This is a genomic window from Bacillus sp. FSL K6-0255 (genome assembly GCF_045040725.1).
In the GTDB taxonomy this organism is placed as follows: Bacteria; Bacillota; Bacilli; order Bacillales; family Bacillaceae; genus Bacillus; species Bacillus subtilis.
The window spans coordinates 1989663-2003123 of record NZ_CP150278.1; the positions used below are offsets into that span (position 1 = coordinate 1989663).

A 13461-nucleotide genomic window follows, 5' to 3' on the forward strand; every position below is an offset into this window, starting at 1 on the left:
CTCTTTTTTTCAGAATTGACGTTATGATCCGAAATGTTATAATTCTTACAAAATATCTAACTAGAGAGAGGAACTGGGCCATGAAATCTTTTGCCACACAACAAAACGGCATTTTCAAATCCGTTTGCTCGCTGGACTGCCCGGATCAGTGCGGATTGTTAATACATAAAAAAGACGGGAAAATCGTAAAAGTGCAAGGAGACCCTGATCATCCTGTCACAGCCGGAAACATATGCAACAAAGTCCGGAATATGACGGAGCGCATATATGATAAAAAGCGGCTGACTACACCGCTCAAACGAACAGGTGCGAAAGGCCAAGCGATATTTGAACCGATTTCTTGGGAAGAGGCAATCGATACGATCACCTCCCGCTGGAAACAGCTGATTGATGCAGAGGGAGCTGAAAGCATACTTCCTTACAGCTTTTACGGAAATATGGGGAAATTGACAGCTGAAGGAATGGACCGCCGCTTTTTTTACCGCATGGGGTCAAGCCAGCTTGAACGGACGATTTGCAGCAAAGCGGGATCTGAAGGCTATAAATATACAATGGGCATAAGCGCGGGAATCGATCCTGAGGAAACCGTTCATACAAAACTATTTATTTTTTGGGGAATCAACGCGGTCAGCACAAATATGCACCAAATTACGATCGCCCAAAAAGCGCGAAAAAAAGGTGCCAAAATTGTCGTGATCGATGTGCATAAAAATCAAACAGGACGTCTTGCAGATTGGTTTATCCCAATAAAACCGGGAACCGACAGTGCACTTGCTCTTGGCATCATGCACATTTTATTTAAAGAAAACCTTCATGATGAAGCATTTCTGTCCGAGTACACGGTTGGCTATGAAGAGCTCCGTGAACACGTGAAACAATATGATCCTGAAAAGGTATCGACGATCACCGGTGTCAGTACCGAAGATATTTACCGACTGGCAAAAATGTACGGGGAAACCTCCCCTTCTTTTATCAGAATCGGAAACGGACCCCAGCATCACGATAACGGGGGGATGATTGTAAGGACGATTGCCTGTCTTCCGGCGATCACCGGCCAATGGTTGCACACAGGGGGCGGCGCAATTAAGCATAACAGCGGAATTTTAGAATATAACACAAATGCCTTGCAACGGCCCGACTTATTGAAAGGGCGCACCCCGAGGTCATTTAATATGAATCAGCTTGGCAAGGTGCTTTTGGAAACAGACCCGCCTATTCGCTCTCTATTTATTTACGGAACGAACCCTGCCGTCGTCGCGCCCGAAGCAAACAAAGTCAGACAGGGCTTGCTGCGGGAAGACTTGTTTACTGTGGTTCATGATTTGTTTTTAACGGAAACGGCTGCATATGCGGACATTGTACTGCCTGCAACATCCGCTTTTGAAAATACTGATTTTTACACCTCCTACTGGCACCATTACATTCAGCTTCAGCAGCCGGTGATTGAGAGATATGGGGAAAGCAAGTCTAACACTGAGGTTTTCCGATTACTGGCTGAAGCAATGGGATTCACAGATCAGGAGCTTAAAGATTCAGATGAAGAATTAATCCGCCAGGCGCTTGACCATCCAGATAATCCGCATTTGGCAGAGATTGATTACGATGCACTCACTAAGCATTCATTTATGAAAGCAAAACGCGAAAAGCCGCTGTTTCCGGGCGAACTTCCAACGCCAAGCGGAAAAATAGAATTATATTCAGAAAAAATGAAACAAGACGGCTTCCCGGCTTTACCGACATATACACCTCTTGTAACCGATAATGAACATCCGTTTATGTATGTTCCGGGGCCAAACCATAATTTCTTAAACTCAACATTTTCCAATAATGAAAAACACATCAAGCTTGAGAAGACGCCAAAGCTCTTTATCAACACAAAAGATGCTGAAAAACACGGAATCGTTGATGGGGCACCTGTACGAATTTGGAACAGCCGGGGAGAATGCGAGCTGACCGCTGCAGTTGGAGAACAAGTGCTGCCAGGTGTCGTTGTCAGCCAAGGATTATGGGCGGATGAACAAGGAAAAAAACAGCTTGTAAACGCGCTAACCCCAGATCGCTTGTCCGATATGGGCGGCGGCGCCACCTTTTTTTCAGGCCGTGTACAGATTGAAAAGGTTTGAAAAATAATGAAACCCGGAGTATGCCAAGCCCGTATAACATAACATCGACATAATGGAGGCATACACATGGACGTTTTTTTAGGAATTGGTATTGCTTTGGCTGGATATTTTATCGGTGAAGGCTTAAAGCAGAGGAACCAAACCAAAGGTAATGAACAAAATGATATCTTCCTAATAAAAGAACGGGATATTTACTTTTACATTGGACTTTTTTTAGGAATAACAACGACTGAAGCAAAACAGTTAGCTGGAGACATGGCAGACCTGCCTTACATCGAAATAAACGGAAAAAAATATGTCCAGAAACATATGTTAAAAGATTGGACATTCACATTAGTTGAAAAACATCAGGGTGAATAAAACAAATCTGAGGAGAGCGAGATTCATTGTCACGACGCTCTCCTCTGTTTAGCTGTATGGATTGACCGCCACCAAAACTTTGTTCTATAAGCGCTGATAAAACGATAAACCACCATCTATGTTCTTTCCTCAAACAACTCAAGATGCCCGTTCCACAACAATAGTTTTTATAGTCCTTTGATGACGTGATGTTCTTGATGAACGTATGTATCGTAAAACACTTAGAAAACCTATTCGGTTTGAATGTGTGCTCTCATTATGCCCCCATACTGCGCCTTTATCCGCGGAGGATTTTTTTAAAAAAATATGAAACCTAAAGCTTTTAGATCCTGAATTTTTATTGAACCTCCATATTTCTCCGATTGGTAAAAATTAGCCTATACACCGGAAGCTGTACGTTTATAAAGGATCAGAGAATCCCATAACCAGTAAATCACTGCAGCCGCAATACTTAACATATAATAAAAGTACGATTGCAATGTCCATGCTATTGACGCAGGTTCATTGATAACAAAAAACAGGAAAGCTGCGATAAAAGCAACCACACTGTAAATCAATAGGTACATGACATTGAATGTTCTCGCTTTTTTCTGCAACTTCATTTGGAGCGGAACAGCAAAAAGGCCATACACCACAAAACCGTATAATAAAGCAATTGCTGCCGTAAACAATGCAATTATCATATCGCCATACATAACGAAAGAATAAAACCCTAATAACAAACCAAATGTAAGGCTGGATAGCCCTAATGTCATTAAATAATATGATGCGATTTTTTTCATTTTTTCACCCCCCTTGTTTGATTTATTCACAGTGCTGTTAGTATAAATTCACAACCTTTGTATTTCTTTTATCGAGATGTCTTCCCTAACGTGCTATACGCAATGCGCTAATAAAAGGTTTCAAAAATGACGTTCTTTTATTAGATAATACGCTGGCTGAAAACGCCTCTCCTGATTGGCCAAAGCGCGAATGAAAAAAGTGCATGAATACCTGCCCAACAGACAGAATAAGAAGAGTTGATATTTCAACACTTTTCGTAAAGGGGTGAAACCAATGAGTAAGAAAGGTATTCAAAATTCAAGTATTGAACAAATAAGAAATGACCATGAGACTGAAACAGCTTTTAAAGCAGATGATCCTAAAAAACACGGTTCCGATCCTAAAAGAACGAAATAAGTTCTTACCCCCACTAAAATATCAATAATCTGGAGGAAGTAAAGTGACTCAAAAAAACGGTGCAGACAGACCTGATGATTATAAAAGATTTTCTTCATTAGACAAGGAATATGATTTTCAGCAATCTATACGCAGCAATACTGAGACAGAAAGTGTAAACACTGAAACACAAACTCATAACAAAGAAAACAAAAATGACACAACAGATGTTGCCGGGAAATACTTTGAGCCCTCAGATTATAAAGGAAGCACGCAATTAGAAAAAGGATTGGCTGAAACTCATGAACAGGTCAGCGATGACTATTTTGAAGGGACAATCGATCAAAATTTGGACTAGCCATACAAACGGAACTAACTTAAAAGAAGTCAGTTAACTCTGTTTTTAGAAACAACCACAGTAAAAGTAGCCAACCCCCACCGAATAAGATGGGGGTTGCACGTAAGTAGCCTGTTTAATATTTAAAACGATTAATGACGGTTTGAAGTTCTTCTGCCAACTGAGATAGAGATTCTGCGGCATAGGAGATTTCCCCCATTGAATGAAGCTGTTCCTGTGATGAATTTGCAACCGCTTCTGTATTTGCTGACGTTTCTTTTGTACCAGCAGCCAATGTATGAACTGTGTGCTGAATCACTTCAACGCCTGAAGTAAGCTGTTGAGTTGCTGCTGCAACTTCTTGTATTTGAGAAGTGACCTGTTCCACCAGGTTCAGTATTTCATTGAAATTTCCTGTTGTCTCTTGAGAAAGAACAATACCTGAGCTCACATTTTCTTGAACAACTTTAATATTATTTACCGTTTCTATCGATTCGTTTTGGATGGTCGCTACCACCGATTGGATGTGGTTTGCAGATTTATTTGTTTCATCCGCCAACTTCCGAACTTCTTCTGCCACCACAGCAAATCCTTTTCCTTGCTCTCCGGCTCTGGCCGCCTCGATCGCTGCATTTAGTGCCAACAAATTTGTCTGCTCTGAAATCGTCGTGATAAGCGAAGAGATATCGCTGATTTCTGCTGTGCTCGCTACCAATGTTTGCAATCCATTGCCGGCTGAATCTACAGATTTATCAATGAATTTCATCTGGTCTAACATCTTGTTGACGGACTTAGAGCCTATTTCAGCCTTGTCTCTCATCGAAGAAGAAAGATCCGCTATGTTCCCTGTATTTGAAGCGACTGATGATATACTGTCTAATAATTCAGTGATGGATTCTGCGCTCTTTTCTGTCATTGAGCTTTGCTTCACATTGCTGTCGGCAGCCATCTGCATGGCTCGTGAAATATGTTCAGATGTTGATTTCGATTCTTCCGCGCTTGCCGATAATTCTTCAGAGGAAGCGGCGACTTGTTCAGATGAGCTGCTGATCTGCTTCACAATTTGAGTTAATGAATGAGTAAAAGAATTAAAAGATTGGGCAAGCTGGCCAAATTCATCTTTATTTTTCACAATGACTTTTTTGGTTAAATCAGCCTCGCCGTGTGCAATTTCCTCCAGCTGCTTATTTATGCTTCTTAGTGGCACCATAATGGACTTTAACAGCATTATGCTTAGAACAATGCCTAATATTACTGATATCCCTGTGACAATGATAATGAGCGATTGACTCATTTTCCCATTGCCCTGTATTTCATCCTTTAGATCCTCTACCTCTTGATCCAGGCGATCAGACAGCTTATTGACAGCCGGAGCTACGCCTTCTTTTCTTATTGTTCTTTCTTCTCCAAAATGGATGGTTTCTGCTTTTTTAGGATTTGAAGAGTAGGCTGTTACTACTTGCTGATTCAAAGCTCTATACTGAGTAAAACTTGTCTTAATGTCTTCAATATTGGATTGATACTTCTCTTCATCAATCAAGTCATTAACCCGGTCAAGGCTCTTTAAGACATCGTCTGCTTTTCCCTTCATACCCTCGTCGTATTCTTTGTCTCTGGTAATCAAGAAGCCTCTTTCATCATTTGATAACCCGGTCAATTCATATTGGATGTGTTTTATCTCTTTTTGGAATTCCATTTTGTCTTTAAGTTCTTCATTCTTTTTCACAGTAGAAGAAATCATAAATACTGAGGAGCCTCCAATTCCAATAATTGAAACAATTAATATTGATATAATCCCCAGCAATTTTGTTTTCACTTTCATGTGTCGTTTTCCCTTTCCGCACAATGTAATGGCTGAAATAAAATATGTTCAAGCGCGTTTGAATCCAATTCGCTTACGCTCATGTCCATAATATCGACACGTGTTATCAAGTTTTATAGTGATATTCTTATATGAATAAGCAAATTCTTTACGTCTCTGAACTTACAGAAAAACCTTAAGTAAAATTTGCAGTCTTTTGCGGTATGTAAGTCACTCTTATTCGTTTTTCTAAAAAAGGCTTTTCCCACCTCAAATTGGCTGAACCGGCTGTTTTCTCGAAAATATAATACAATACGCAGCATAATATGAAGGAGCGAAACTTAAATGGGGATCATCAATGGTAAAGAATTCATTGACCGATTGAATAAACTAGAAAACGAAATATGGTATGATGGCGAAAAAATAAAGGGTAACATTTCTGAGCATCCTGCATTTAAAGGAATAATCAAAACAAAAAGCTCACTTTATGAATTGCAAACAAAGGATGAGTTAATACATGAAATGACTTATTGCCTTCCTGGAGATCATAATCGAATCGGCCTTTCCTATCTCCAGCCTAAAACAAAAAATGATTTGAAAAAAAGAAGGACCATGATTGAACATTGGGCTAGACATACTCATGGAATGATGGGGAGAAGTCCGGATTACATGAATACGGTTATGATGAGCTTTGCTTCGTCAGCGGAGCTTCTAAAAGATAAAGAGAATTGCTTTCCTGAACATATACTAGATATGTATGAACAAGCTGCTAAGCATGACCTTTCCTTTACCCATACATTCATTACTCCGCAAGTGAACCGGTCACAGTCCTATTTTGGGCTAAGTGAAAAACCGATATCTGCTAAAGTCATTGATAGAACCGAAAAAGGTTTAATGATTCATGGCGCACGACTGCTTGCCACACAAGGCGGGTTGACCGATGAAATCTTGGTTTTTTCAGCGCCTAAATTTTTCTTTGAAACAGATGAAGCTTATGCTTTTTCAATCCCTTCTAATACAAAAGGCGTAAAATTCATCACAAGAGAATCATTTGTATTAAGCGACTCTTCCTTTAATCATCCCTTAAGCTCAAGGTATGAAGAAATGGATTCAATTGTGGTTTTTGATCATGTGTTAGTGCCGTGGAATCGTGTGTTTTTTTACGATAATGTGGAAGCAGCTAAAGATTTTATGACAAAAAGCTCTTTTCATGCCTTTACCTTTCACCAGGTTGTCATTAGGCAAATGATAAAAATTGAATTTCTATTAGGTGTTGCACAGCTTCTTGTCGACACCATTAATGTTTCCGAATATCAGCACATCCAAGAAAAGCTCTCAGAAATCATTGTGGGATTGGAAACAATCAAAGCCCTCATTGACAAATCGGAAAATGATGCTCAGTTAGATGAATTCGGCTATATGCGCCCCTGTTTAATTCCTCTTCAAGTCATCAGTACGATCATTCCTAAGCTATATCCTCGATTTACTGAAATCATACAATTAATTGGAGCTAGCGGAATGGTGACACTGCCTACCGAAAATGCATTTGACTCAGAGATACGGGAAGATCTTGACCAATATCTTCAAGCAACCAATACAAATGCTGAAGAACGTGTGAAAATTTTCCGTTTGGCATGGGATTTAACAATGAGTTCATTCGGAACTAGACAAACTCACTACGAAAGATATTTTTTCGGAGATCCTATTCGGATTTCAAGCAGGCTGTATACCAGTTATCCAAAGCAGGAGCAGTTGAACATGATTAAAACATTTTTACATGCAGATACAGAACATTGAAAAAACAGCGGGAAAAGATCCGCTGTTTCGTATTTTTTATTCAGGAAACTGAACATGGCCCGGTACTGTATAGGCTTTGGACGTTCCGCTTTCAGGCAGCTTTGGAATGGTGTCTTTCACAACTTTTCCGCGGATGTCAGTCATTCTGACTTTGAGAGAGCCAGTACCTAAATTCGTACTCACAAAATGGTTATAGTCCATTTTCTCCATGTTGATCCACTTACCATCCTTTTCATATTCCATTTTCATAACAGGATACTTGTGATTTCTGACTTGGATTGCTGCCCACCACCTGCTGCTGCCTTCTTTGATCCGGTACGTGAAATTGCCGGTGATTGGGGCTTTGACAACACGCCATTTAATATTGATTTTTCCGTCTTTCATATTGCCGATTTTACGGAAGGCATTAGGTGACAGATCAAGAGCTCCCCGAGCGCCTTCGGGATAAAGATCAGTAACATATACGGTTGTTTTCCCTTTTGGCCCTTCAACTTCCAAATAAGAGCCGGCAAGTGCCGCTTTTACTCCTCCGTAATTGAGATCCGCCGGATTTATTGCAGTAATCTCCATATCGGAAGGAATGGGATCCAGCAGGAAAGCTCCTCCTGAATAACCTGACCCTGTATACGTTGCATAACCTTCATGCAGGTCGTCATATGCTGCCGAAGCTTGCGGGGAAAAACAGAAGATCGTCAACAAAACCATACCAACAAATGCACTCATGATCTTTTTCATATTTGGTCCTCCTCAAACCAGACTTCAAATGAGAATCATTATCATTATAAGACTCAATCCATCTGGTTTGAAAGAGGAAATAGATTCATAGTTGATTTTAAGGCAAATTCACTATCATTCATATATCAAATGTAGGTACTTATGAAAAAGCCAATACAAATGAACGAATGTGCACTTCAGCCGAATGTCTTATTTTTCCCTCTCAAAATTCGCATTTCAATAACGAAATGAAACAGGCTGTTGGCCTGATAACAGCTATACAGGAAAAGCTATTTTTCCCCGCTCAGTTTCAACTTAGCTGTCATCATGATGCCAAAGATCAGCACAATCGGAACCCAAATAATGAAGTGATAAAAATCAGGCTCAGCCAGAGCAACAATAATAGCCCCTACACAATACAAAATAATAGCCAGTGCTCTTAACACAGTATCTCTTAAGAAAGTCTTCTTTTGCTTCTTAAAAAACAAACGGCCGGATATATCCTCTAAAAGAGAAGCCAAAGTGCCGGTCAACACAGTTGAAGAAATACCTGCAATCCCCAGTTTTTTTGCTGCTGTAGTTTGAATCCCCATAGAAATGCTCATGAGTATAATCAGAATGTGCACAGGAACAAATGCCCGGTAAAAAGAAAGACAAGCAAAGACAAACAAAATGAATGCTTCAAGTGCGAGGGCTTTTGTCACAGCAGAAGGCCAAAGGGTATTTTCCGCCTTTCCGACCATCAATGTAGCAATGATCACGCCGCATATAAATCCGATTAGCGCAGTCAAGGAATTAAAAACAGTGACCTGAATGGATTTGCCGATAGCTAACCCCAATAATACAATGTTTCCAGTCATATTAGCTGTGAACACATGTCCCAGGCTTAAATACCCGATTACATCCACGATTCCAGCTGTTAAACATAAAAGTGATAGCAAGGTGTTTCGATAAGCTGCTGCAGTCAACGGTGTATCAATCCTTTCTTCTATTTCAATTGTTAGTATGTCTTCTTTTGGCGCAATCTCTATTTTTTAAGTAACCCAACATTAATTAGGAAGATAGAACCTATCATTCCTTTCCATTAACTGTAATAATAATCCCCGCAAGGAAATTAAAATTGAAAGGAAGCATATTGTGATGAAACGACTTTTTTTATGGTTCACCGTCTTTAGCTTGTTTTTGGTTCTCTTGCCTGGAAAAGCATTAGGTGCAGTCGATTTTCCGAATACCTCAACAAATGGCCTTTTAGGTTTTGCCGGTAATGCCAAAAATGAAAAAGGCATCGCTAAAACGGGCACAACGGGTGGAAAAAACGGGCAGATTGTTTACATTCAAAGCGTAAATGATTTAAAAACCCATCTAGGAGGATCCACTCCGAAAATTTTAGTGCTTCAAAATGATCTTTCCGCATCTGCGAAAACAACAGTTACCATTGGCTCAAATAAAACACTCGTGGGCTCTTACGCGAAAAAAACGCTGAAAAATATTTATTTAACAACTTCATCAGCTTCTGGAAATGTTATTTTTCAAAATTTAACGTTTGAACACAGTCCGCAGATTAACGGAAATAATGATATCCAGCTTTATTTAGATTCCGGTATGAACTATTGGATTGATCACGTCACATTCTCAGGTCATAGCTATAATGCAAGCGGAAGCGATTTGGACAAACTCGTGTATATCGGAAAATCCGCAGATTATATCACGATCAGCAACTCAAAATTTGCGAATCATAAATACGGTTTGATTTTAGGATACCCGGATGATTCTCAGCATCAATATGACGGCTACCCCCACATGACAATCGCCAATAATTATTTTGAGAACTTGTATGTTAGAGGCCCAGGTCTGATGAGATACGGTTACTTTCATGTTAAAAACAATTACAGCAATAATTTTAACCAGGCGATTACAATTGCTACAAAAGCAAAAATATATTCCGAATATAATTACTTTGGGAAAGGCAGTGAAAAAGGCGGCATCCTTGACGACAAGGGCACTGGTTATTTCAAAGACATAGGCAGCTATCCATCACTCAACAAGCAAACCTCTCCGCTGACTTCTTGGAATCCCGGGTCAAACTATAGCTATCGTGTCCAAACGCCGGAATATACAAAAGAATTTGTCACGAAATATGCCGGATCACAAAGTACAACTCTGGTATTTGGCTACTGATATAAAAGAGGCCATGCGTTAAAAACGCTGTGCCTCTTTTTATACTATAGGCTATTTTTAAGCGATCCTTGTAATTCCATCAAGATCCAGCGTCGGTCAAACTAAAAAGCATATGTTCTTTTCCACAATAACTTCTTAACTGGCTTTCTTATTATACCAGTTTATCGCAAGTGAAAAGAAATCATTGTTCTGGACCTGTATTAAATGAACGTTCGTCCCACAAACTATTCAAAAACCCCTAAAAAGGATGATGGATATGTGCGGCAGGTTTACTTTGTACTCTGCATTTGATGATATTATTGACCAGTTTGACATCGATCAATTTTTTCCTAAAGGTGAATACCAGCCAAGCTATAATGTCGCACCATCACAAAACATCCTTGCAATCATCAATGATGGATCAAATAATCGCTTAGGCAAGCTTAGATGGGGACTTATTCCACCTTGGGCAAAAAATGAAAAGATCGGTTATAAAATGATCAATGCTCGAGCCGAAACAATTACCGAGAAACCGGCCTTTCGAAGACCGCTTGTCAGCAAACGCTGCATCATACCAGCAGACAGTTTTTATGAATGGAAACGGCTTGATTCCAAAACCAAAATCCCAATGCGGATCAAATTGAAATCATCTGCTCTTTTTGCGTTTGCTGGCTTATATGAAAAGTGGAGCACACATCAAGGAGATCCTCTTTATACCTGCACCATCATAACAACTGAGCCTAATGAGTTCATGAAAGATATACACGACCGAATGCCGGTTATATTGGCCCATGATCATGAAAAGGAGTGGCTTAACCCCAAAAATACAAGCCCTGATTATCTGCAAAGTTTGCTGCTGCCTTATGATGCTGATGACATGGAAGCATACCAGGTTTCATCATTAGTAAATTCACCCAAAAATAATTCAGCTGAGCTTCTTGATGCAGAAAATCATATGTAGTGATTGAAATTCTCTAGCAAGAACTTGTCAAATAGCTTTGTTCCTTAGGTGCCAATCCCTCTAGTAATTATGAATATTTAGTACATAGATCAATTAGTTATTTTAGCATCAGTTTGAAATAATTTTATTATGTAAACTTAAATAAGCAATGTTATCCCTTTCATATAAAATAGTTTACATTTTTATAAAATCGCTTCACTTTTCTATTTTGTCAGTAAAAAAACTGAACCACATTAAACTTATGAAACCTGCCGCACCTGTGATTGCAAATATGATATAAGCCCATAGAGGTAAATCCATACACTTTCCCTCCTAAGAATTAAATGAAATTTCTTTCATCTTACATGAAGGTCTTCTTTCTTTTGTTTATCCAGTGTAATACTTAATAATATGTTGATGAATGCAGCTGGAAAATATATAAATCCCACTCCAAGAATGCCTAGTATCGTACTTAAACTTACTATGTAATTCTTTGTCATCGTTTGACTATCAATCAATATTAGAAGTGAAATCAATCCAGCTAAAACACCTATAAACCAAGCATCGCCAACAGCATAAGAATCATCCAGCATTCCTAACCATCGCCCCAATATAGAGCTCCCAATGGCAGTCAAACTGGATAAAAATATGAGTGCTTTCATTTCTTGTCCTCCTTTAAAGCCAATCAAACTGATAGAAATCGGCCATTGAATTCCCATTATCGAATGGTTATCATTTCCACATTAACATTTTAAAGCTCATTACAATACGATTCAAGCAGAAAAACCCTACATAACGTATATATAGGGATTTAATAAAACACAGGCCAACACCCAGCTCTAGTTACTTTAAGACCACTGTGTGATCGGTTCAGTCTTTACGTACCGGGATATTTCACAACAGGCACTTTCTTCTTACGCAGAGAATCAAGCATGACTGATCCAGCATTCAAGTTGCTTTGCACTAATTCTTTAGGCGTCAATGCCATCCACTGATTGAGTGACACATCTGCATAACGGTCACTTTTGAACATTTCTAAAAACCATAATGTTTCTGTACCAGTGTTTTGTATATAGTGTCCAGCATTAGAAGGCACGTATCCAACGTCGCCTGCTCTATAATCAAATGTGCGCGCAGTCCCATTTCCGATAAATACCGTCATTCGTCCCTGTCCTGTTAGATAATATTGCCACTCATCGCTATTGGGATGCCAATGAAGCTCTCTCATCGCGCCAGGCTCAATCTGAACAAGTGCAGCGGCTATCGTTTTTGAAATTGGGAAGTTAGAAGAATCCACAACTCGTACACTCCCCCCTGGCATTTGAATTGGGGATTGATTTAACAGCTCGTGTTTAAAGGTCATGGGGACTTTTCCATATGGTGACTGAATGTCTTCACTGGCGACTGATCCCGGCACATTCCCTTGGTAAATATAGACTTGCTCAGACGGAAGAGAGTTGAAAGCATTCTCCGGGACACCGAAATTTGCAGACAGAACGTCTTTTGGTGTGTGTGCAAGCCAATCTGAAATGGTTAACGTTGAAAACTCAGAAAAGTTTCCATCATCGAATACGAGCAGAAACTCGCAGTGTTCCAATCCTTGTATGGAATGCGGAATTCCTGCTGGGAAGTACCAAAGGTCGCCGGGACCAACATCAGCAATGAAATTTCGTCCGTCTTGGTCAACAGCGGTGATACGTGCCCGTCCCAAAAGCATATAAGCCCACTCCGCTTGCTTATGCCAATGAAGCTCACGGACGCCTCCCGCAGTTAAGCTCATGTTTACACCTGCAATCGCAGTCGAAATCGGAAGCTGTCTTACGGTGATTTCTCTTGACCAGCCGCCGTGATCTAATTTCATGGGAGCGTCTGAGAATGAAAATCTCAAGTTAGGAATCATACCCTCATCTGTAACAGGCGGAACAAGTATATTCGGATTTTGAATATCCCGTATTATATTTCGCGGGCCTGCATCAATAGCTCCAGCTCCATCACTTCGAATAGGCTGCGGCACGTTTCTGTCTTCATGATTGATTGGTTGTTGTTCCAACAGCATGCACCTCGTTTTAGAAAT

The 13461-nt window shown here is 39.9% G+C and carries 14 protein-coding genes; 7 read left to right on the forward strand and 7 right to left on the reverse strand.

Features of this window, described 5'->3' with window-relative positions:
• The first annotated feature begins 80 nt into the window (after positions 1 to 80).
• Both MHB62_RS09890 and MHB62_RS09895 read left to right on the forward strand, forming a co-directional pair.
• On the forward strand, positions 81 to 2123 hold the full coding sequence (locus MHB62_RS09890; RefSeq protein WP_032721982.1) for a molybdopterin oxidoreductase family protein: 2043 nt from the start codon (positions 81 to 83) through the stop codon (positions 2121 to 2123).
• A 66-nt stretch (positions 2124 to 2189) separates the two neighbouring features.
• Positions 2190 to 2483: a hypothetical protein gene (locus tag MHB62_RS09895; protein WP_003231432.1), complete on the forward strand. Its 294-nt coding sequence runs from the start codon at positions 2190 to 2192 to the stop codon at positions 2481 to 2483.
• A gap of 377 nt (positions 2484 to 2860) precedes the next feature.
• Here MHB62_RS09895 and MHB62_RS09900 read toward each other — a convergent pair whose 3' ends face one another.
• Together MHB62_RS09900 and MHB62_RS09905 are read right to left on the reverse strand one after the other, a co-directional pair.
• The gene (locus MHB62_RS09900) at positions 2861 to 3265 is read right to left on the reverse strand and encodes a UPF0715 family protein (protein ID WP_004399396.1); all 405 of its coding nucleotides are present in this window, start codon (positions 3263 to 3265) and stop codon (positions 2861 to 2863) included.
• Positions 3266 to 3350: 85 nt separating this feature from the next.
• The gene (locus MHB62_RS09905) at positions 3351 to 3470 is read right to left on the reverse strand and encodes a hypothetical protein (RefSeq protein WP_119123062.1); all 120 of its coding nucleotides are present in this window, start codon (positions 3468 to 3470) and stop codon (positions 3351 to 3353) included.
• 69 nt (positions 3471 to 3539) lie between these two features.
• Between MHB62_RS09905 and MHB62_RS09910 the strand changes: the two genes are divergently transcribed.
• Positions 3540 to 3662 carry a hypothetical protein gene (locus tag MHB62_RS09910; protein ID WP_003241887.1) on the forward strand — a complete coding sequence of 41 codons (123 nt, stop codon included), beginning with the start codon at positions 3540 to 3542 and terminating at the stop codon, positions 3660 to 3662.
• 43 nt (positions 3663 to 3705) lie between these two features.
• On the forward strand, positions 3706 to 3999 hold the full coding sequence (locus MHB62_RS09915; RefSeq protein WP_003231427.1) for a YozQ family protein: 294 nt from the start codon (positions 3706 to 3708) through the stop codon (positions 3997 to 3999).
• Between the two features lie 115 nt (positions 4000 to 4114).
• On the opposite strand, the gene MHB62_RS09920 is transcribed toward MHB62_RS09915, so the two are convergent.
• Positions 4115 to 5800, reverse strand: a complete 1686-nt coding sequence (locus MHB62_RS09920) for a methyl-accepting chemotaxis protein (RefSeq protein ID WP_032721985.1) — start codon at positions 5798 to 5800, stop codon at positions 4115 to 4117.
• A gap of 324 nt (positions 5801 to 6124) precedes the next feature.
• On the opposite strand from MHB62_RS09920, the gene hpaB reads away from it, so the two are divergent.
• A complete protein-coding gene (gene hpaB / locus MHB62_RS09925; protein ID WP_003231423.1) occupies positions 6125 to 7576 on the forward strand; it encodes a 4-hydroxyphenylacetate 3-monooxygenase, oxygenase component in 1452 nt (483 codons plus the stop codon).
• 36 nt (positions 7577 to 7612) lie between these two features.
• Here the strand turns inward: hpaB and exlX are convergent, their stop codons facing one another.
• Both exlX and MHB62_RS09935 read right to left on the reverse strand, forming a co-directional pair.
• The gene (gene exlX, locus MHB62_RS09930; RefSeq protein ID WP_003231419.1) at positions 7613 to 8311 is read right to left on the reverse strand and encodes an expansin ExlX; all 699 of its coding nucleotides are present in this window, start codon (positions 8309 to 8311) and stop codon (positions 7613 to 7615) included.
• 269 nt (positions 8312 to 8580) lie between these two features.
• Positions 8581 to 9258: a YoaK family protein gene (locus MHB62_RS09935; RefSeq protein WP_004399503.1), complete on the reverse strand. Its 678-nt coding sequence runs from the start codon at positions 9256 to 9258 to the stop codon at positions 8581 to 8583.
• Positions 9259 to 9430: 172 nt separating this feature from the next.
• On the opposite strand from MHB62_RS09935, the gene MHB62_RS09940 reads away from it, so the two are divergent.
• Together MHB62_RS09940 and MHB62_RS09945 are read left to right on the forward strand one after the other, a co-directional pair.
• Positions 9431 to 10468 (forward strand): polysaccharide lyase family 1 protein, encoded by a 1038-nt coding sequence (locus MHB62_RS09940; RefSeq protein ID WP_015714056.1) that lies wholly within the window; start codon positions 9431 to 9433, stop codon positions 10466 to 10468.
• 256 nt (positions 10469 to 10724) lie between these two features.
• Complete coding sequence (locus tag MHB62_RS09945) at positions 10725 to 11408, forward strand: SOS response-associated peptidase (protein ID WP_015714057.1); 684 nt, start codon at positions 10725 to 10727, stop codon at positions 11406 to 11408.
• 335 nt (positions 11409 to 11743) lie between these two features.
• Here the strand turns inward: MHB62_RS09945 and MHB62_RS09950 are convergent, their stop codons facing one another.
• Both MHB62_RS09950 and oxdD read right to left on the reverse strand, forming a co-directional pair.
• Positions 11744 to 12049, reverse strand: coding sequence for a membrane protein (locus tag MHB62_RS09950; protein WP_004399414.1), 306 nt, complete (start codon positions 12047 to 12049; stop codon positions 11744 to 11746).
• A gap of 215 nt (positions 12050 to 12264) precedes the next feature.
• Entirely contained in the window at positions 12265 to 13443 is a 1179-nt protein-coding gene (oxdD, locus tag MHB62_RS09955; protein WP_032721987.1) for an oxalate decarboxylase, read from the reverse strand.
• Positions 13444 to 13461 lie beyond the last annotated feature (18 nt).